We start from the raw sequence: 18,355 nt of genomic DNA, 5'->3' as shown, positions 1-18,355 counted from the left end.
CGCCATATCGAAAAAAGCACTTCCCATACAGGATAAATCATTATGCTTAAACCAAAAAAAGCACTTATAGAATCTTGTCTTTGTGTGAGCAAAACAAGTAAGATACCTATGATGAATCCTAAAAAATAAGCTCCCCCATCGCCCAAGAAAATGTAACCAAAAGGAAAATTACAAATAAAAAATCCAAAAACTGCTCCAATAAGGGCTAAAGAACAATAAAATATCTCCATATCTTGCACATCATAGGCTACATAAGCAATAGCACATAATATAAGCAAACATATACCACTTGCCAAACCATTGAATCCATCAATAATATTCATCGCATTACTCACACCTACAAGTGCAAATGTAGTAAAAAACAGACCGATTATATAGGGCAGAGTGAATCCTAGTGATAAATCTTGTAAATATACATCAAGTAGGGAACATATACCAAATGTTGCCACACATTGCATAAGCAAACGCATTTTTGGCGAGAGATTACCCTTAAAGTCTTCTATAAGCCCACTTGCAAAAATGATACTTCCACCGCACATTATAAAGAGTAGTTGTGTATTGTGAATATAAAAATATATAAGCATTACCCAAAACGCAATGAAAATACCTATGCCACCGGCACGAGGTGTTTCGTGCATATGGAATCTTTGAGGTTTTTGAGAAGTGGCACTATCAATGAAGAGGCTATATCTTTTAGCAAATGCGATAATAATTATACAGAGTATGAAACTCACAAAAAAGCAAAGGGTAAAAATTTTTATTTCTTCCATAATCTATCCTTTGTATATCTTAGTATTTATCAATATATGAATAGTTGTTTTTGGCATATATTCTACATTAGTATTACTGAATCTTACCTCTTAATGTTGTTCAACCATAAATATTTTATAAAATTAAAAAAGTAAAGCAAAAGTTTATGATTCTTAATTTTATGTATTTATTAAGATAAATAGTCTATAATTTCAACTTGGGTTTTACCCAAAATCAAATGACAAATAAGGGAGAAAGTTATGGCTGTAAAAATTACAGATATTTGTATTGCTTGTGGTTCTTGTATTGATGAATGTCCTGTAGGTGCTATTGTTGATGATGATGATAATCCAACAGGTGAAGGCATTTATTATGTGTATCAAAACAAGTGTGTAGAGTGTGTTGGGCATAATGAACAACCTGCTTGCGCAAGTGCTTGTCCAACTGATGGCTGTATCGTATGGAGCGAATTAGGAAGTTCTAATCGCGACAATATCGGTGCTGATATGAGAGATGGCACACATCCTGTGATGTCTTAATTTTCCCAAACAGAATCTTATGGGCTTTGTGAAAAACAAAGCCTAAGATTTTGTTCTTTCCTTACAATATTCAACTTCATTTTTTAATTTGTTATATAATTTTTCATTATTCCTTTTGTTTTTATCCCAATTTACCTTGAAGGAGCAATGATGAAGGTTTTACATACAAGTTTATGCGGAGTAATGTTTTTTGGTATAGTATTTTTTGCGGCAGGTTGTTTTTCAAATGCACCAGATATACCAACTGAAGGTGCAAGAATCGAGCAAGTTTGTAGCACGCCAAAATACAATATCGCACTCATTAAAATAGAATCTGGCAAGGAAAATATGCTTCCCAAACAAGAGTTTCAAGTCATTTTAGATAAGGCTTTAGTTGATAGCAACTGCTTTAATTTCGTAAAAAACGATGATAAAGCTTATACGCTTCATATTAGGTATAACTTTACCATTACAGAGGTTTCAGAAGATACAAGTGCGATTAGTTCAAAAGAGCAAGTAACACTTAAAAGCAATGTGCAGTTTAATCTTTACAACAAAGCAAAAACTATTCAGCAAAATGCAATAAGCACTTTAAAATTAAGTGAAAAAACATATCTTGGCTTAGGCGAAAATGTGCAAGTTACGCAAGGGCAAAAAGAAGAAGTCATCAGACGCTCACTCAAAACAATTTTTGCTAATCTCTCGACTATGCCATAATGTTTGCAAGGAGAAAAAATGCAAGTTACAATCGTTGGCAGTGGATATGTAGGACTTGTGGCTGGTGTGTGTTTTGCGCAAATGGGCAATGCAGTTACTTGTCTTGATATAGACACTCATAAGATTGAAAGTCTCAAAAAGGGTGAGATTCCAATTTATGAGCCAGGTTTAGAATCTATGATAAAAGAGAATGTTGTGCGCAATGCCTTGCACTTTACGACTGACAAAAGGGTTGCTTTAGAATCTGCTGAAGTGATTTTTATTGCAGTTGGCACACCGATGGGAGAAGATGGGAGTGCAGATTTATCCTATGTAGAGAGCGTGGCAAAGGATATTGGGAGTTTTATCGAATCTCCATATGTAGTAGTTGTAGATAAAAGCACCGTGCCTGTGGGAAGTGCAAGAAAAGTGCGTAAAATCATAGAATCTACCTTACGAGGACGTGGCAAGAAATTGCTAGAGAGCAAGGATACTTTATCTCAAGAAGCATCACATCAAGATTTGTCGCAGATAAGCTTTGATGTGGTGAGCAATCCTGAATTTCTTAAAGAGGGTGTAGCGATTAAAGATTTTATGAGTCCTGACCGCGTGGTTATTGGCACAGATTCAGAACGCGCACTTAAAGTAATGAAAGCATTGTATGCTCCATTTTTGCTTAAAAGCGATAGGTTGATTTCTATGGGTATAGAATCTGCAGAGATGACAAAATATGCTGCAAACGCAATGCTTGCTACAAAGATTAGCTTTATTAATGAGATGAGTCAAATTTGTGAGCGTGTGGGAGCAAATATCAATGATGTGCGTCTAGGGATTGGCTCTGATTCCCGTATTGGATATAGTTTCATTTATCCAGGCTGTGGCTATGGGGGTAGTTGTTTTCCTAAAGATGTGCGCGCATTAGAAAAGACTGCACAAGATTATGGCTATAATGCTCAGATTTTGCAAGCGGTACAGATTGTGAATGAAGAGCAAAAAATGCTTTTAGTAGAAAAGATTGTGCGTCATTTTGGAGAAAATTTAAGTGGCAAAACTTTCGCATTGTGGGGACTTAGCTTCAAGCCAGAAACTGATGATATGCGTGAAGCAAGCTCTTTAGTGCTTGTGCGCGAACTTATTCAAAGAGGAGCAAAGATTAAAGCATACGACCCAAAAGCAGTTAAGCAAGCAGCCTTTTATTTTAAGGATAACTTGCAACATATAGAGCTGCAAACAAGTAAATATGATGCCTTAAAAGATTGCGTGGCACTTGTGCTTTTGACAGAATGGCGTGAGTTTAGAAGCCCAGATTTTGAGGAAATAAAAAAGCTTTTGGTAAATCCTGTCATCTTTGATGGACGCAATATCTATCAACATTTTCAATTAGAATCTAAAGGATTCAAATATTATCAAATTGGTGTGAAATCGCAATAGAGTTATTTAACATAAATGTCGATATTTGGTGTCATTAAGGAGTTGTTATGTTAAAATATCTTATTGTGTATATAGGGTTATTAAGCGTGTGTGTAGGGATTGAACTTGAAGTGCGTACCATTACTAAAACGACAGCGGGAGAGGTTATACAAGGTAAAGTGAGTTACATCAAAGGCACAGAAATTAAGCACGGACGCGAGGCGTGGTATAATGATGAAGGGCATTTGCTTCATCAAATGCATTTTATTAATGGGCGCAAAGAGGGACGAGAGCTTAAATATTCCGAGGAAGGTGAAGTAATTTCTGATGCAAATTATAAAAATAATAAATTGCACGGCGTAGCATTAGAATTTTATCCTCACAATATCCTTAAATCCGAGATTACTTATGATGAGGGTAAAATTAAGGATAAAGCAAAATGGTATCATCAAAATGGCACTCTTGCAAAAGAAGCGTATTATGATAATAATGTGCCAGAGGGTAAAGTAGTGGAATATCACGAGAATGGTAAAGTTTCGCAGCAATACACTTATAAACAAGGCAAGATTGAGGGTGTGGCACGTAGTTTTTTTCCAAGTGGCAAAATTGCACAGACTGCTACTTATGTAAAAGGTGTAAAAAATGGTGAATTAAAGCAATATGATGAAAATGGTATTGTGCGTGCAGAATCACAATTTGAAAATGGAGAAAAAGTTGGCGTAGAGCGAAGTTATAATGCAGATGGGAAGATAAAAATGGAACGTGTATATAGCAAAGGCACGCCTAAGCAAGTTAAGGTGAGTTGGTTTTATCCTAATAACAAAATTAAAATACAAATGCTTTATGAAAATAATCAAGCCCTATGGCAAAAGTCATATAATGAGCTTGGTGAAATTACAGCTAAACTTGATTGTAAGGCAGAAAATTGTCTATCGGGCTTAAGTGAGATAATCCATAAAGACTAATAAAGTGTATTGCACAAATATGTTATATCAAACTAATGTGCTACAATTATGGCTTAATTTTTTCTTGAATGAAGGATAAACAATGAATGCCGCTCTCTTGCAGCTTCCACCAGTTGCACCAAATGATGTGCGATTGAGTAAGTATCTTCAAAGTTGTAAAAAGCAAAAAGTGCAGATTGTCGTATTCAGTGAATACATTTTTCATCCTTTTTATCGTGATATATCCTTAAAAGATTCTAAAGTGTTTGCTAGTTTTTGCAAAAAGATTCTTAATGCACTTCATAAACTTTCTGTAAAATATAAACTTGATATGGTTGTTCCATTGATAAATTATCACGAGAGTAAAGTTTATAAAGATATTGCACTGATTCAAGGTGAGAAGGTGCATTTATACCATCAACAAAGACTTATAGCTTATCCGCATTGGAATGAAAAGCAGTTTTTTGATAACATTTTACCAAAATCACCAAAAACACCGCTTATTTTTGAAAAAGAAGACATCAAGTTTGGTATTATTGCAGGATTTGAAATACATTTTGATGAGATATGGCTCAAACTTAAACAAGCACAAGTTGATGTGGTGATTATGCCTTGTAGCAATACTTTTGCCTCTAAAGAGCGGTGGCGTATCCTTTCTCAAGCACGTGCTTTTACAAATAGTATGGTGATTTTACGCGTTAATGGTATTGATGAGAAAGTCTATGATGATGTAGCGTGGAAGTTTTATGGTGATAGTTGCCTAATTGATGCAGATGGACACATTTATGATACGCTTGAAGAGCGTGAGGGTCTGATGATTGTGGAATTACAAGCCCAACATATTAAAAATATACAAAAAGAATGGGGTTTTCGATAAGTAAGATACTCTCATTTGTTTTTCTTAAGGAATATTATGGGACATAAGGTTAAAGATATCTATGAGTTGTGTAATACAATCTCTCCATTTAACACACAAGAAGTGTGGGATAAAAGTGGTTTGAATTTAGGGAGCTTGAATAATAGTTTTGAATCTATCGTTGTGTGCCTTGAGGTTACTCTCCCTATTGCTTATGATTTGAAACCAAATACACTTATTATCACGCATCACCCTTTGTTTTTTCAGCCTTTAAATACATTTTGCACGGACTTTTATCCGGCAAATATTGCAAATATTTTGTTAAGCAAGCATTGCACACTTATCAGCCTTCATACAAATTTTGATAAATCTCATCTTAATGCTTACCTTACACATAAAATATTGCAATGGGAGCATTTTAGCGCACAAGGTTTATTGATGAATGGGAATATCACACCAACACCTCTTGATGAGCTTGCGCGATATGTTTGCGATGCGCTTGGTGCAAAGAATGTTGATTTTGTGAAGGGTGATATTCCTTTGTATTCTATGCCACTTGTAAGCGATATTTATGTAGTGTGTGGGAGTGGTTGCTCTTTACTCTCATCTTTGCCATTCTCACCTCACACTTGCCTTATTACAGGTGATGTTAAACATCACGATGCAATGAGTGCAAAAAGTATGGGTATAAGTCTTATTGATATGGGACATTATGAGAGTGAAAAGTATTTTGGCGAAATTTTTGAATCTATTTTGCAAAATGCAGGATATAACGCTATAATTGCGGATTGTGAAAATCCATTCTCTTTATGTCTAAACCAAAGAGATGTTAAATCCCTCAATTAAAGGAAATATAATGAATAAGCATTTGCAAGAACTTATACAGGTAGCGCATTTTGATAAGCAAATTGATGATTTAGAGCCTAAAATCGCTCAAGTTCGATATGAACTTGATGAAAAAATTAAGCAAAAAGACCAAGTATTAAAAGATATAGAATCGTTAGATGAAGAAACTCGTAATATTGAACTTGAAATTGCAAGATATGATCGTAATATTCAAGAATATTCTGCAAAGTTAGAACAAATTGCTAAAAAACAAAAAGAGGTAAAAACAGAAAAAGAAATGCGCGCACTTGATGTAGAAACTGATATTGCTAAAGAAAATATGACACATTCAAATGCTGAAATTGAACGACTTGAAGCATCTAAAGTTGCAAAAATAGAGCAAAAATCATCTTATGCACCTAAACTAGAAGAGTTAAAATCAGCAATAGAAACACTTGAATTACAAACACAAGAGCAGGTACAAGAGATTAAACAAATGCAACAAAATCTTTTTGATAAAAAAGAATCTCTTATTTCGCAGATGGACGCAAAAATTATAGGCTTTTATGCAAAAATTAGACGTTGGGCTTTAAATACAAGCGTAGTTCCTGTTTTTAAACAAGCGTGTGGAGGGTGTTTTATTAAGCTTAATGATACAATTTATAATGAGATTAACAAGGGGAATGATATTATAAATTGTCCTCATTGCGGACGCATTCTTTATATGCAGCAAGATTGTGAATCTACCCCGCAAGCAAACCCTAAGAAGAAAACCAAAGCGTAATATCGTTTGAGTTAAGCATTTAGGAGTGTAGTTAGCAGTGAATCCTTTGGAGAGAGAAACAAAAATATCTTTTCCTTTTATATATTATTGTCTATGCGTATTGCTTTATCTTATTGCCTTTCCACTTTTAATTGCGAGTTCTTTTCGCTCAAAACACAAAGATTCTATTCCTGCACGATTTTCTCCATTGCACATTAAAACACTTGAATGTGAGCCACAATATTGGTTTCACGCTTGTTCCTTTGGCGAGGTAAAATCACTCGAACCAATCATTAACGCGCTTAAATCAAAAGATTCTTGTATTCTCATTACAACAATTACACATACAGGATTCAAAGAGGCAAAGCAACTATATGAGAATACAGAGCAGGGTAGAGCGCGTATTTTGGTGCGCTATTTGCCCTTTGAGATTTTTTTGCCCCTATGGAGCAAGAGCTGTAAGCATTTACAAAGCCTTATCGTTACAGAGGCGGAGATGTGGAAAATGCTTTTTTTTCTTGCAAAGTCTCATAATGCACATACAATGCTTATAAATGCGCGCATTTCGACACGCTCACAAAAAAATTATGAATATTTTGCGTGGTTTTATCGCGGGATTTTTACGCTCATTGATGAGATTTTAGCTCAAAGTCAATTCGACAAAGAGAGACTAGAGCAGCTAGGAGGCAAAAATATTGAAGTTTTTGGGAATCTTAAAACACTCAATCCTCCCTCACTCAGCCTACATTATGCTAAACCTTCTTTACCTGTTTTTACTGCGGCAAGCACACATAAAGGGGAGGAGAAGCTCATACTTCAGGCTTTTAAAGAGTATAAAGAAAAGGATAGCACACCTCTTTTGCTACTTGCTCCTCGTCATCCAGAGCGATTTAAGGAAGTATATGAACTAAGCCTAGAGATATTTCCACGCACCGCGCTTTTTTCACAAGGTAGTTTAGAATCTTGTGTGCAAAGTGATGTAATTGTGATTGACACATTAGGAGAGCTAAATAACCTCTACGCCATAAGCGATCTTGTGATACTTGGTGGAAGCTTCATTCAAAATGTAGGGGGACATAATCCTTTTGAGCCCGCATTTTTTGGCACAAAACTCATTAGTGGAGAGCATATTTTTAACCAATATACGCTTTTTGAAGAAGTTGAAAATTATGTGCTGATTCCGCCTCAAAGCCTTTCCGATACGCTTATGCGCTGGAAGGAGTTGCCATCAAGTAGCATCAAGGCAGATTCTAAGCATAAACTTGATGCACTTTTGCAAAAGATACAAAATGCACAAAGATAAAGCTTATAAGATTCTTGCTTGCACTCATAATCTCTCACATAAACAGGCTAAGACACTCATTGACAAGGGGCTTGTGCGAAGTGGGGGCAAGAGGCTTACTCTCGCTCGTGAGGAGATTCCTACTAATAGCACTTTTGAGGTGCTAGAGATAAAATCCCCCAAGGTGCTTTTCAGTGATGAACATATCCTTGCACTTGATAAGCCTCCTTTTATAGAATCTTATGACTTGTGTGCAATGTTTGAAGGCTGGACATTACTTAATCGGCTTGATAAGCAAACAAGTGGTGTAATACTGCTTGTCAAGGATAAGAGCGAGTTCCATCATAAGGCAAAAGAATCTTTCAAAAAACAAGAGGTATATAAGGAATATATTGCTTTAGCACACGGGAGACTTGTGGATTCTGTGGTGATTGAACAGCCCATAGTAACAATCAAAAAAGGCTTTGCAAAGTCTTATATTGACAAAAAAGGTCTTTATGCACGCACAGAGCTTACACCTTTAGCTATTGTGGGTAAGAAAACACTTTTGCAGGCGTGTATTTTGACTGGACGCACTCATCAGATTCGTGTGCATTGCCAAAGTATCAATCACCCTTTATATGGAGATACAATCTATGGTATAACAGATAATGCTAAAAGACTTATGCTTCACGCGCATAAAATTGCACTTTTAGGGTATGAATTTATCTCTCCAATCCCTAAGGAACTCCATATAGAGCATTTATAGTATCTATGTATTTTATGGTTTCGGTCTTGCAAAGAGTATGCTTTCATACCTACCAAGTGTAAAGTGGTCAAAGTAAAATTCATAGTTAGGGAGTAATTCGTGTAAAAATATCGGTATATCCACATAATCAGCATAGCTATGGTAGAGGCAGATAGCAAGTTTTGGTCTAAATTTTTTTATACTTTTTGCCCCACCCTTAAGTGCATTAAGTTCTGCTCCCTCTATATCAAGTTTAATAAAGTCAATTTTTGGAATCTTGTTTTGTTCTACAAATTCATCAATGCTTATTGTTTGGAATGTTGCATCTTGCTTGTTTTGTTTATCCGCCATTATGGTAGCACTCCAACTTGCCCCGCTAAATGATACAAACGTATGAGAATCTACATAAAGTGGTCTTTTTACTAAGGTGATATTGTCATATTGTGGATTAAGTGCCATATTTTTATGAAAAATTTCTATATTTTCTTCCATAAATTCAAAAGAAAAAACTTTACCATTTTTACCAACTAAATGTGAAAAATAAAGCGCGGTATCACCATAACAAGCCCCACCATCAATCACATAATCTCCACTTTGGGCAAAAATCATATTTCTATACATATATTGTTGTAATATAAAAGTGCTAAAGATTGCATACTCTATATAATAAAGCCTTATGTCCGAAATATTGATTTTTGATAAGTCAAAGAGGTAAAGCTCACCTGATGTGGAGGGAATTTTTTGGTGAGACTTAGCAAGTGTTAAGTCTTTGTATCTATGCCAAATGCGGTCATAAAAGAATATAATGAGAAAACCTTTGTAATTGGAAATTTGGTTGATAATTGCACTTAGATAAAGATTTCTGCTGTATTCATCATTGAGGATATGTTCTATTATAGATTCAAGTTTTTTTGCATTGAAAAAGTAGAGAAATTTACATTTTTCTATGTATCCCCCCCCCCTGTAACCTTTGTGGCTAGATTCTAATACATTTGTTTGCAAACTAGGTAAGATAAATCCATCATTCACTCGTGGATAGCTACAAGCTTGAGAAAGTTTGATAATATGTTTTATGCGATTTCTTAATTTTTTATGACAAATGAGAAGGAGTGAATTAGCAAGTATTTTGGAGGCATAATGCGGTATATTGTGTAGTTTCATATAAATATCCTTACTATTGTGGTAAATTTTGGGTATTGTAGCAAAAATTACACTATTGCACAATAAGTTTTAAGTTTTTGCATATTAAATTACGACGAGAATTCTATTAACCTTAGAATCTATGATACGTAGAAATAAGATACCACAATGCGATAAAGTATTCAATTTAAGGAGACAAAATGGAGTTTTTTTATTCTCACGGATTTCACTCTTCAAAGGATTCTATAAGTTATAAACGCATATGTGAGGGCTTAGGGATTGCGCCTTTTGAGCTTATATATGATAATGGTGGAGATTTTATGATAAATATGCAAAGCTTAGCGACACAGCTTAAGACTTATAAGCAGGATTTTGCACTTAATACACCCTTTGGTTTTATCGGCAATTCCTTGGGAGCATTTTATCTTTGGCAACTTATCCTTTTTGCAAAGCAGCTTGATATACCCCTGCCTCATAGTCTTGTGTTTTTTAATCCCGTGTTTGAGCCTCTCGCACAACTTAAAAAATATATTGATAAGCCCCAAAACATAAGCAATACTCAATCTCACTTCACTCTAAGCAAAGTGCATTGGCAAAGTTATGCTCTTGCCTTGCGCACCCCTATGCCTCAAGACATACGCACAATAGTATGTCTTTCTATGAACGATGAGCGTATTGATAGCAGTATTTCGCAGGCATATTGGCAGTATTACGCGCAGATTCTATATATGGAAGGAGGGCATATTATTACCGATTTTAAACCCTTATATACTCATTTACATTCATTTTTAAGGGTTTAAAATTTATAATCGTCGTGAGCTGAAAGTTACTACCTTGTGTAAGCAAGATGGTTTTCAACGAAGAGTTATTATTCTTTATTCGTTTTGTTTTTATAACATTTGCGTCTTTCGCGTTGAGATTTACGTTGTGCAAGGAAAATGCGATAATTTGTTTCCCACCACAAATAATCCTTAAGCTGACTGGGCTTAAGATTTGCGTAAAGTGTTTTAGCTTCAAGAGATTTTACAAAAGATATAGATTCATTAATAATGTTTTCAATCTCTGTAAATCCACCTTCTTCTTGTTCTTTTGCGAGGAGTTCAAGTTTGCTGAGTACTTCTTTAGGCATAAGTGCGCGTTCAGCTTTTGTAATATTAAGTAATGGTGCAAGTTCTTCTCTATCTTGTGTTGTCAAGACTATTTTGTTGTCTGGCATTGAAGTCCTACTTATGAGATTTCTATGGAAATTAAATATTCTATCATACAAAAGAATTTCTACAATCTTTTAAATAGATTTTTAATAAGTAATCGAATAAATGTGTCATTTAGCACTTTTTAGGTAAATTTTTATCAAAAATTTAATTTTTTTTTGACTTCAATAAAAAAAATGTGCCATAATGAAAGCACCTATATTTTACAAAGGAGAAAATAATGGCAACAATTACATTAACCAATAATGAAACAGGAGAAAAGTTTGATTTTGACCTTATTGAATGTAAGAGAGGACCAAAAGCAGTAGATTTTTCTAAGCTTTTTGAGCGCACCAATATCTTTTCTTATGACCCGGGATATGGCTCAACTGCTGGGTGTAAATCAACTATTAGTTACATTAATGGCAAAGAAGGTGAGCTGCTCTATAAAGGTATGCCTATTGCAGACCTTGTAGAAAAGTATCGCTTTACAGATATATGTAAGCTCCTCATTACAGGCAAAGCTCCAAACAATGAGACAGAATCCAAAGAATTTGAGCTTGAGCTTATGCACAGAAGCTTTTTGCACGAAGGACTTATTAATATTTTTAAGGCATTCCCTGATACTGCTCACCCTATGGCAAATCTTTCTGCAGCTTTTTCGGCTCTTTCAACTTTCCATTTTCATCATTTAGATATGTCTCGTGAAGATGAGCAACAAGTAATGGCAAGACGTGCTATTGCAAAAATTACGACACTTGTAGCATTTGCGTATCGACATTCTTTGGGGATTCCATACATTTATCCTGATGTAGCGCGTGGTTATGTGGAAAATTTCCTTTATATGCTTCGTGCGTATCCAGGTGGTAAACTGAAACAAACTATCAAAGGTGAGGCAGAAATTACACCTTTAGAAGTGGAAGCTTTGGATAAAATCTTTATACTTCACGCTGACCACGGACAAAATGCTTCTACAACAACCGTGCGTAATGTTGCTTCTACGGGCGCACATCCTTATGCGGCATTGAGTGCAGGGATAAATGCACTATGGGGTGCTGCACACGGAGGAGCGAATGAAAAAGTGCTTGATATGCTAAATGAAATTGGTGATGCAAAAAATGTAGATAAATTCATTGCCAAAGCTAAAGATAAAAATGACCCATTTAGGCTTATGGGCTTTGGACATCGTGTATATAAAAACTACGACCCACGCGCAAAGATTCTAAAAAAACTTAAAGATGATCTTGATAAAAAAGGCATTAAAATGGATTCACGTTTGAGTGATTTGGCTCATAAGGTTGAGGAAGTCGCCTTGAGTGATAGCTACTTTGTAGAAAGAAATCTTTATCCAAATGTTGATTTTTATTCTGGTATTATTCTTTCTGCACTCAAGATTCCAGTATCACTTTTTACACCTATTTTTGTTATTGGGCGTATGCCTGGCTGGTGCGCGCAACTTTTGGAGCACATCAAAGATCCAACCACGAGAATTACACGACCACGACAAGTATATATAGGCGATTAACTCAAGTGTATTTAAGGGTTTTTTGCTATAATGCGACCCTTAATTTTTCACAAAGGACATACAATGTTAGAAGGACAAATTAGAGAGAGTATTTCAAAATCTCAAGCAAAAGCTTTGAGGAATGATGGTTATCTAATTGCAAATATCTATGGTAAAGGGCAGGAAAATATTCATTGTGCCTTTAAACTTAATGATTTTATTAAAACCATTAAACATAAGAGCACTTTGATTTTCCCTGTAAAAGTCGGCAACAAGACCTTAGATGTAGTAGTTCAAGAGTATCAAAAAGATCCTGTAACAAATATGATTATTCACGTGGATTTGCTTTTAGCTCAAAAAGGCGTAGTAAGTAAATATAAAGTGCCTGTAAATGTTAAGGGTAATGCTAAGGGGCTAAAAAATAAAGGTGTGCTTTTTGTTTCTACAAAGCGTATTAGTGTTAAGTGTAGCCCAGAGAATCTTCCTAATGCCTATGAACTTGATGTAAGTGATTTAGATGTAGGAGATTCTATTCTTGTGCGTGATTTACCACAGCTTAATGGTGTAAGTGTGATTAATAACCCATCTGTGGCAGTTGTTGGAGTGATTAAAGCTAAATAATGTCCTGCCTTCTTGTTGCAGGGCTTGGCAATCCGGGTGTCAAGTATCAAAATACTCGGCATAATGTCGGTTTTATGGTGCTGGATTTTTTATCACAAGATTTAGGATTGGTATTCAGTTTTGATAAAAAGTTTAATGCACAGGTTGCTACATTGCAGACAGATTTCCATAAAGTCTTTTTTCTCAAACCCCAAACTTTTATGAATCTCTCTGGCGAATCTATTGCGCCTTTTGTGCGATATTTTGATATTAGGCATACAATGGTTGTATATGATGACATTGACCTTGCATTTGGTGATATTCGTTTCAAATTTGGTGGTTCAAGTGGTGGGCATAATGGCTTAAAATCTATAGATAAAGCTATGGGTGAGCAGTATTTACGACTTCGTTTTGGCATAGGTAGAAATGCACAGCAAGATGTTGTGCATTATGTATTAAGTGATTTTAGTGAGCAAGAAAAAAAGCATTTTTTGCAAGTAGCACCTTGTATGCAAGAAGCTATTATGCACTTTTGCAATACTTGTGAAGATGATATACAAAATATTCTCGCATTTTTACAGAATCACTTTACATTAAGACAAAGTAATAAAAAAAATTTAAAACAAGATCATTGCAGTCAAGCCATTCAGGAATTGCCTAAGGATAAATCTATAAGTCAAGATGTTTTATCCCAAAAAGGCAAAATATGATTTTTCGTTTTATAAGCCTTTATTATTTGAAGTATTTTTTTATTGTTTTTTTTGCTTTAGAAGGGTTTTTTATTGCTATTGATACACTTAGATATGTTGATGATTTACCCGATTCTGCAAATTTGCTTATTTTGTTTCTTTTTTACGATGGAATTTATGCTTTAACCTATACTTTGCCTATATCACTCGTGCTTTCTTCAATTTTGTTTTATATGGCATTTTTGAAAAGTTCTCAATTAACAGCTTTTATGGCTCTAGGATATTCTAAGCGGAAGATTTTATTTCCCTTGCTTTGTGTTTCAAGCATTTTTACTTTAGGTTATATTGGACTGAATGCAACACCATTTGCTTATGCACAAGAATATGCAGAAAGCATTGTTTATCAAAATTTGCAAAATGTGCGTGAAAATCTTTTGCTAAAAAGTGGTAATCAATACATTTTTGTGCGCAAACTTTACCCGCTTTCAAGTGGTGAGGCAAGGGTGGAGGGCATTAAAATTTTCATACTTAATGATGAGCATAAGCTTATAGGTTATCACGAGAGCAAAGACGCTTTTTTTGAACGTAATGCGTGGATTCTAAAAAATGCTAAAAGTGTGGATATTTCTCCAAATCTCGCACTTGGGAGCGACCCTTTACAGATGAGTATAAATGAGGAGTTAGAAACGCTCCAAGGTTTTAGTTTTAAAGTGCTTGAAACAATCGCACAAGATAAACCAACAGCTTCATTGATTGATGCCTTTGCTTCTTTAAAAATTGCTTATAAACAAGGTGTAAGTTCAGATAAAATACGTGGGATTCTCTATAGCTTACTTATTATTCCATTTTTTGTTCCTCTTTGTATTGCAATTATTGCTTATTACATTCCTTCATTGCCTCGATATGGGAATCTTACTTTAATTAGTTTTGCATCTATTATTGCTGCTTTAGCGATATGGGGACTTTTTTTCTCTCTTTCACAACTCAGTGTAGCGGGTCTTATATACCCAGAAATTGGACTATTACTTCCTATGGGAATCTTATTTGTTGTATTTTTGTGGCATATTCGACATTTAAATCAAAAGTTTTCATAAAATAATATAGATTTAAAGCAAAACTAAACAAAAAATTAGGCATAATCCTAAGAATTAGAAATAAAGGGGTTATTATGGATAATAGAGTTTTTACCTTTGCTGGTTTGCTTAATGGCAATCACGATTTTATCATTGGATTCCATACAGTGCTTGTGGCGATTATCATACTTATCCTTGCACGATACGCAACACATAAAATGCAGGTAGTGCCAAGTGGCATACAGAATGTATTTGAATTTATTATCTCTGGTATCATTAGTTTTTCAAAAGACATTGTGGGAGAGGAAGTAGCACGCAAATATTTTCCACTTGCCGCCACTATTGCATTTTTAGTATTTTTTGGTAACGCTATTGGTATTATCCCGGGTTTTGAAGCTCCAACTTCAAGCTGGAGCTTTACACTTGTTTTGGCTTTGGTTGTTTTTTTCTATTATCACTTTGAAGGTATTCGTGCTCAAGGTATAGTTAAGTATGTGAAGCATTTTATGGGTCCCGTATGGTGGCTTGCTCCACTTATGTTCCCTGTTGAAATTATTTCACATTTTTCACGTATTATTTCACTTTCTTTCCGGCTTTTTGGAAATATCAAAGGTGATGATATGTTTTTGCTTGTTATGCTTATGCTTGCTCCTTGGGTTGTGCCTGTCGCTCCATTTGCAATTTTAACTTTTATGGCATTACTTCAAGCATTTGTGTTTATGATTCTCACTTATGTATATATTCACGGCGCAGTAGCCGTTGATGCAGACCACTAGTTTTATCACCCTTCTTGTTACCCCCTCTCTCAGCAGAGGGTATATCGATACACTTGCTTTACACCTACCTAAATTAGGAGTAGATTGGATTATGTATCGCTCACAAAGTGATGCATTTCTTCCTCATTTTGTGCAAACACTTACCCCTTTTCATAAGACACTTTTACTGAATCTTCCTTTTACGAGTCTTCCTCATATATTAGAATCATCTTTACAATTCGGAGGTGTGCATTTAAAATCTCATTTGTTAGATTATATCTCACCATTAAAGATGGCATATGATAAGCAAATGGATGCTAAAAAACTTATAGGTTATAGCGCACACAATGTAGATGAGGTGATATATGCTTTAGAACTTGGGGCAGATTATTGCACTTTAAGCCCTATATGTGCCACACCAAATAAGGGTAAGGCATTGGGTTTAGAGGTATTTGAACATATCCCCTATGCTCTGCGCTCACGTGTTATTGCACTTGGTGGTATGACAAAAGATTTGATTCCGTATCTCCAAAATTTAGGGGTGGGTGGTTTTGCAGGTATTCGTTGTTTTGGAATTGCTCTTTAGAGTTTTTATTCTATAATGTGAATTTTAGCACTTATGATAAGGTATATTTTAAGAAAACCTTAATTCTTTGTATTCTGTGGGGATAAAATAATCCTGTGCTTTAAGAATCTGTGGGTAAAGTCCTGCTTTAAATCCTAATTCAAAAAGCTTATCTACTGCCTGTATTTCAGATTCATTCATAGATATAGAATCTTCATTAGCATAGAGATTGAGGTAGGTATCAAGTTCTTCTGCATTGACACGGATAATGCCTCGTTCTAAAAGCATTTGGCTTAATATTGCTTTATTTTGCACAGCAATACGCACTGCTTTTGTCAAGAGATATTCACATTCTATGGCTGTGGTGAGAGGAAGTGAGCGGCGTAATGCCATACCACCAAGAGGCAAGGGTAAATTTCCGCCACTTAAATCCTGCCATATATCCCATATTTCAGCTTCTACGCATAGATTTTCATTGAAATTTAGAATCGATTCGTGTATGAGCACACCTGCATCTACTTCCCCATTAAGCACAGCTGATTCGATATCGAGGAAATTTTTATACACAATACGCGCGTGGGGATAGGCTATTTTAAATATCATCGCATTTGTGGTATGTTCTCCACTTAGGGCAACTTTGAAATGTTTTTTAAGAATCTTGTCTTTGCGTTTAATAAGCTTTGGTCCATAACCATTGCCAAAGCTCACACCTGTGCGCAAAAGTGTGTAATTTTGTGCGACCAATGGATAGAGTGCAAATGAAATTGCACTCACATCATACTCGCCACGCAAAGTTGCAAGATTGAGCGTTTGAATGTCTTTTGCAGTGTTTGAAAATTGTAATTTTGTAGAATCTACCCACCCAAAAACAATTGCATAATACATAAATAAATCATCAGCATCAGGGCTATGAGCGAGGTTTATCATTATTTCTCCTTGTGCTTTTTGACTAAATTATAAGGATAATTTAGTCAAACTTAGATAAAATCGCACTATTTTATGTGAATATGATGACTAAAGGACAAAAATGATAGATGAAAAAAAACAAAAAGCCATTGAGTTAGCCCTTAAGCAAATTGATAAGGCATTTGGTAAAGGTGCTTTGGTGCGTTTAGGTGACAAGCAAGTAGAAAAAATCGATAGTATTTCTACAGGTTCACTTGGACTCGATATGGCACTTGGTATTGGTGGAGTACCTAAGGGAAGAATTATTGAAATTTATGGTCCAGAATCAAGTGGAAAGACAACGTTAAGTCTTCAAATTGTGGCAGAATGTCAAAGAAATGGAGGAATATGCGCTTTTATAGATGCAGAACACGCACTTGATGTGTATTATGCCAAACGTTTAGGAGTTGATACAGAGAATCTACTCGTGTCTCAACCCGATACAGGAGAGCAAGCCCTAGAGATTTTAGAAACACTCACGCGTAGTGGAGCAGTAGATTTAATTGTTATAGATTCGGTGGCTGCCCTTACGCCAAAAGCAGAAATTGAAGGTGATATGGGAGACCAGCACGTGGGATTACAAGCGCGGCTTATGAGCCATGCTTTGCGTAAAATCACAGGTGTGCTTCATAAAATGAATGCAACTTTAATTTTTATCAATCAAATTCGTATGAAAATTGGCACAATGGGATATGGCAGTCCAGAAACTACCACAGGTGGTAATGCACTAAAGTTTTATGCGAGTGTGCGTATTGATGTGCGGCGTGTTGCGACTTTAAAGCAAAATGACCAGCAAATTGGGAATCGCACAAAAGCAAAAGTTGTTAAAAATAAAGTAGCCCCACCATTCCGTGAAGCAGAGTTTGATATTATGTTTGGCGAGGGTATTAGTAAAGAGGGTGAAATTATCGATTATGGTATTAAGCTTGATATTATTGATAAAAGTGGTGCGTGGCTTAGCTATAATGACAAAAAGCTAGGGCAAGGTAGAGAAAATGCAAAACTTTTGCTTAAAGAAGATAAGGCTTTGGCAGAAGAAATTATTGCAAAGATTAAAGAGCAAATTGGTGCAAAAGATGAGATTCTGCCTTTGCCTGATGAGCCAGAATCTAATGAATAATAT

Annotated in this window: 21 protein-coding genes; 17 read left to right on the top strand and 4 right to left on the bottom strand. The window is 35.4% G+C overall.

Going from position 1 to position 18,355, the window contains the following annotated elements; genetic code table 11:
• A partial coding sequence (locus LS65_RS08800; protein WP_236096688.1) for a glycosyltransferase family 4 protein occupies window positions 1-770 on the bottom strand: 770 nt, incomplete at its 3' end.
• A gap of 240 nt (window positions 771-1,010) precedes the next feature.
• Between LS65_RS08800 and LS65_RS08795 the strand changes: the two genes are divergently transcribed.
• The 9 genes from LS65_RS08795 to LS65_RS08755 all read left to right on the top strand — a co-directional run bounded on the left by LS65_RS08795 (window position 1,011) and on the right by LS65_RS08755 (window position 8,792).
• Window positions 1,011-1,289: a DUF362 domain-containing protein gene (locus LS65_RS08795; RefSeq protein WP_034361527.1), complete on the top strand. Its 279-nt coding sequence runs from the start codon at window positions 1,011-1,013 to the stop codon at window positions 1,287-1,289.
• 150 nt (window positions 1,290-1,439) lie between these two features.
• Window positions 1,440-1,985 (top strand): hypothetical protein, encoded by a 546-nt coding sequence (locus LS65_RS08790; protein ID WP_034361529.1) that lies wholly within the window; start codon window positions 1,440-1,442, stop codon window positions 1,983-1,985.
• Between the two features lie 18 nt (window positions 1,986-2,003).
• Window positions 2,004-3,395, top strand: coding sequence for a UDP-glucose dehydrogenase family protein (locus LS65_RS08785; RefSeq protein WP_034361532.1), 1,392 nt, complete (start codon window positions 2,004-2,006; stop codon window positions 3,393-3,395).
• A 47-nt stretch (window positions 3,396-3,442) separates the two neighbouring features.
• Window positions 3,443-4,339, top strand: coding sequence for a toxin-antitoxin system YwqK family antitoxin (locus LS65_RS08780; protein WP_034361535.1), 897 nt, complete (start codon window positions 3,443-3,445; stop codon window positions 4,337-4,339).
• 82 nt (window positions 4,340-4,421) lie between these two features.
• Entirely contained in the window at window positions 4,422-5,195 is a 774-nt protein-coding gene (locus LS65_RS08775; RefSeq protein WP_034361537.1) for a carbon-nitrogen hydrolase family protein, read from the top strand.
• A gap of 36 nt (window positions 5,196-5,231) precedes the next feature.
• Window positions 5,232-6,020, top strand: a complete 789-nt coding sequence (locus LS65_RS08770; protein ID WP_034361539.1) for a Nif3-like dinuclear metal center hexameric protein — start codon at window positions 5,232-5,234, stop codon at window positions 6,018-6,020.
• A 10-nt stretch (window positions 6,021-6,030) separates the two neighbouring features.
• Window positions 6,031-6,783, top strand: a complete 753-nt coding sequence (locus LS65_RS08765; RefSeq protein WP_034361541.1) for a zinc ribbon domain-containing protein — start codon at window positions 6,031-6,033, stop codon at window positions 6,781-6,783.
• A gap of 37 nt (window positions 6,784-6,820) precedes the next feature.
• Window positions 6,821-8,065, top strand: coding sequence for a lipid IV(A) 3-deoxy-D-manno-octulosonic acid transferase (waaA, locus tag LS65_RS08760; RefSeq protein WP_236096687.1), 1,245 nt, complete (start codon window positions 6,821-6,823; stop codon window positions 8,063-8,065).
• Window positions 8,052-8,792, top strand: coding sequence for a pseudouridine synthase family protein (locus LS65_RS08755; RefSeq protein ID WP_034361543.1), 741 nt, complete (start codon window positions 8,052-8,054; stop codon window positions 8,790-8,792). Before waaA ends, LS65_RS08755 begins: the two co-directional genes overlap by 14 nt.
• A 12-nt stretch (window positions 8,793-8,804) precedes the next feature.
• Here the strand turns inward: LS65_RS08755 and LS65_RS08750 are convergent, their stop codons facing one another.
• Complete coding sequence (locus LS65_RS08750) at window positions 8,805-9,932, bottom strand: FkbM family methyltransferase (RefSeq protein WP_052061053.1); 1,128 nt, start codon at window positions 9,930-9,932, stop codon at window positions 8,805-8,807.
• A 179-nt stretch (window positions 9,933-10,111) separates the two neighbouring features.
• Between LS65_RS08750 and LS65_RS08745 the strand changes: the two genes are divergently transcribed.
• Window positions 10,112-10,711 carry a YqiA/YcfP family alpha/beta fold hydrolase gene (locus LS65_RS08745; protein ID WP_034361545.1) on the top strand — a complete coding sequence of 200 codons (600 nt, stop codon included), beginning with the start codon at window positions 10,112-10,114 and terminating at the stop codon, window positions 10,709-10,711.
• 68 nt (window positions 10,712-10,779) lie between these two features.
• On the opposite strand, the gene LS65_RS08740 is transcribed toward LS65_RS08745, so the two are convergent.
• Window positions 10,780-11,127: a hypothetical protein gene (locus LS65_RS08740; RefSeq protein ID WP_034361546.1), complete on the bottom strand. Its 348-nt coding sequence runs from the start codon at window positions 11,125-11,127 to the stop codon at window positions 10,780-10,782.
• Window positions 11,128-11,342: 215 nt separating this feature from the next.
• Here LS65_RS08740 and LS65_RS08735 point away from each other — a divergent pair, with 215 nt between their 5' ends.
• The 6 genes from LS65_RS08735 to LS65_RS08710 all read left to right on the top strand — a co-directional run bounded on the left by LS65_RS08735 (window position 11,343) and on the right by LS65_RS08710 (window position 16,308).
• A complete protein-coding gene (locus LS65_RS08735; protein WP_034361547.1) occupies window positions 11,343-12,626 on the top strand; it encodes a citrate synthase in 1,284 nt (427 codons plus the stop codon).
• Window positions 12,627-12,689: 63 nt separating this feature from the next.
• Entirely contained in the window at window positions 12,690-13,226 is a 537-nt protein-coding gene (locus LS65_RS08730; RefSeq protein ID WP_034361548.1) for a 50S ribosomal protein L25/general stress protein Ctc, read from the top strand.
• The gene (gene pth, locus LS65_RS08725; protein WP_052061054.1) at window positions 13,226-13,915 is read left to right on the top strand and encodes an aminoacyl-tRNA hydrolase; all 690 of its coding nucleotides are present in this window, start codon (window positions 13,226-13,228) and stop codon (window positions 13,913-13,915) included. Before LS65_RS08730 ends, pth begins: the two co-directional genes overlap by 1 nt.
• Window positions 13,912-14,988 carry an LptF/LptG family permease gene (locus tag LS65_RS08720; protein ID WP_034361549.1) on the top strand — a complete coding sequence of 359 codons (1,077 nt, stop codon included), beginning with the start codon at window positions 13,912-13,914 and terminating at the stop codon, window positions 14,986-14,988. Before pth ends, LS65_RS08720 begins: the two co-directional genes overlap by 4 nt.
• Window positions 14,989-15,062: 74 nt before the next feature.
• The gene (locus tag LS65_RS08715; protein WP_034361550.1) at window positions 15,063-15,743 is read left to right on the top strand and encodes a F0F1 ATP synthase subunit A; all 681 of its coding nucleotides are present in this window, start codon (window positions 15,063-15,065) and stop codon (window positions 15,741-15,743) included.
• Complete coding sequence (locus LS65_RS08710; RefSeq protein WP_034361551.1) at window positions 15,730-16,308, top strand: thiamine phosphate synthase; 579 nt, start codon at window positions 15,730-15,732, stop codon at window positions 16,306-16,308. The genes LS65_RS08715 and LS65_RS08710 overlap by 14 nt, the downstream gene beginning before the upstream one ends.
• A 48-nt stretch (window positions 16,309-16,356) precedes the next feature.
• Here LS65_RS08710 and LS65_RS08705 read toward each other — a convergent pair whose 3' ends face one another.
• Complete coding sequence (locus LS65_RS08705) at window positions 16,357-17,214, bottom strand: menaquinone biosynthesis family protein (protein WP_034361552.1); 858 nt, start codon at window positions 17,212-17,214, stop codon at window positions 16,357-16,359.
• A gap of 100 nt (window positions 17,215-17,314) precedes the next feature.
• On the opposite strand from LS65_RS08705, the gene recA reads away from it, so the two are divergent.
• Window positions 17,315-18,352 (top strand): recombinase RecA, encoded by a 1,038-nt coding sequence (recA, locus tag LS65_RS08700; RefSeq protein ID WP_034361553.1) that lies wholly within the window; start codon window positions 17,315-17,317, stop codon window positions 18,350-18,352.
• The last annotated feature ends 3 nt before the right edge of the window (window positions 18,353-18,355 follow it).

Source organism: Helicobacter japonicus, from assembly GCF_000762845.2.
GTDB classification, from domain to species: Bacteria; Campylobacterota; Campylobacteria; order Campylobacterales; family Helicobacteraceae; genus Helicobacter_C; species Helicobacter_C japonicus.
This window is presented reverse-complemented; position numbering and strand designations above follow the sequence as displayed.

Coding starts and splice junctions, on each gene's coding strand:
- LS65_RS08740 (WP_034361546.1), bottom strand. CDS start 11,127: ATGCCAGACAACAAAATAGTCTTGACAACACAAGATAGAGAAGAACTT.
- LS65_RS08775 (WP_034361537.1), top strand. CDS start 4,422: ATGAATGCCGCTCTCTTGCAGCTTCCACCAGTTGCACCAAATGATGTG.
- LS65_RS08750 (WP_052061053.1), bottom strand. CDS start 9,932: ATGAAACTACACAATATACCGCATTATGCCTCCAAAATACTTGCTAAT.
- LS65_RS08715 (WP_034361550.1), top strand. CDS start 15,063: ATGGATAATAGAGTTTTTACCTTTGCTGGTTTGCTTAATGGCAATCAC.
- pth (WP_052061054.1), top strand. CDS start 13,226: ATGTCCTGCCTTCTTGTTGCAGGGCTTGGCAATCCGGGTGTCAAGTAT.
- LS65_RS08790 (WP_034361529.1), top strand. CDS start 1,440: ATGAAGGTTTTACATACAAGTTTATGCGGAGTAATGTTTTTTGGTATA.
- LS65_RS08770 (WP_034361539.1), top strand. CDS start 5,232: ATGGGACATAAGGTTAAAGATATCTATGAGTTGTGTAATACAATCTCT.
- LS65_RS08745 (WP_034361545.1), top strand. CDS start 10,112: ATGGAGTTTTTTTATTCTCACGGATTTCACTCTTCAAAGGATTCTATA.
- LS65_RS08720 (WP_034361549.1), top strand. CDS start 13,912: ATGATTTTTCGTTTTATAAGCCTTTATTATTTGAAGTATTTTTTTATT.
- LS65_RS08735 (WP_034361547.1), top strand. CDS start 11,343: ATGGCAACAATTACATTAACCAATAATGAAACAGGAGAAAAGTTTGAT.
- LS65_RS08705 (WP_034361552.1), bottom strand. CDS start 17,214: ATGATAAACCTCGCTCATAGCCCTGATGCTGATGATTTATTTATGTAT.
- recA (WP_034361553.1), top strand. CDS start 17,315: ATGATAGATGAAAAAAAACAAAAAGCCATTGAGTTAGCCCTTAAGCAA.
- LS65_RS08795 (WP_034361527.1), top strand. CDS start 1,011: ATGGCTGTAAAAATTACAGATATTTGTATTGCTTGTGGTTCTTGTATT.
- LS65_RS08710 (WP_034361551.1), top strand. CDS start 15,730: ATGCAGACCACTAGTTTTATCACCCTTCTTGTTACCCCCTCTCTCAGC.
- LS65_RS08755 (WP_034361543.1), top strand. CDS start 8,052: ATGCACAAAGATAAAGCTTATAAGATTCTTGCTTGCACTCATAATCTC.
- LS65_RS08765 (WP_034361541.1), top strand. CDS start 6,031: ATGAATAAGCATTTGCAAGAACTTATACAGGTAGCGCATTTTGATAAG.
- LS65_RS08780 (WP_034361535.1), top strand. CDS start 3,443: ATGTTAAAATATCTTATTGTGTATATAGGGTTATTAAGCGTGTGTGTA.
- LS65_RS08785 (WP_034361532.1), top strand. CDS start 2,004: ATGCAAGTTACAATCGTTGGCAGTGGATATGTAGGACTTGTGGCTGGT.
- LS65_RS08730 (WP_034361548.1), top strand. CDS start 12,690: ATGTTAGAAGGACAAATTAGAGAGAGTATTTCAAAATCTCAAGCAAAA.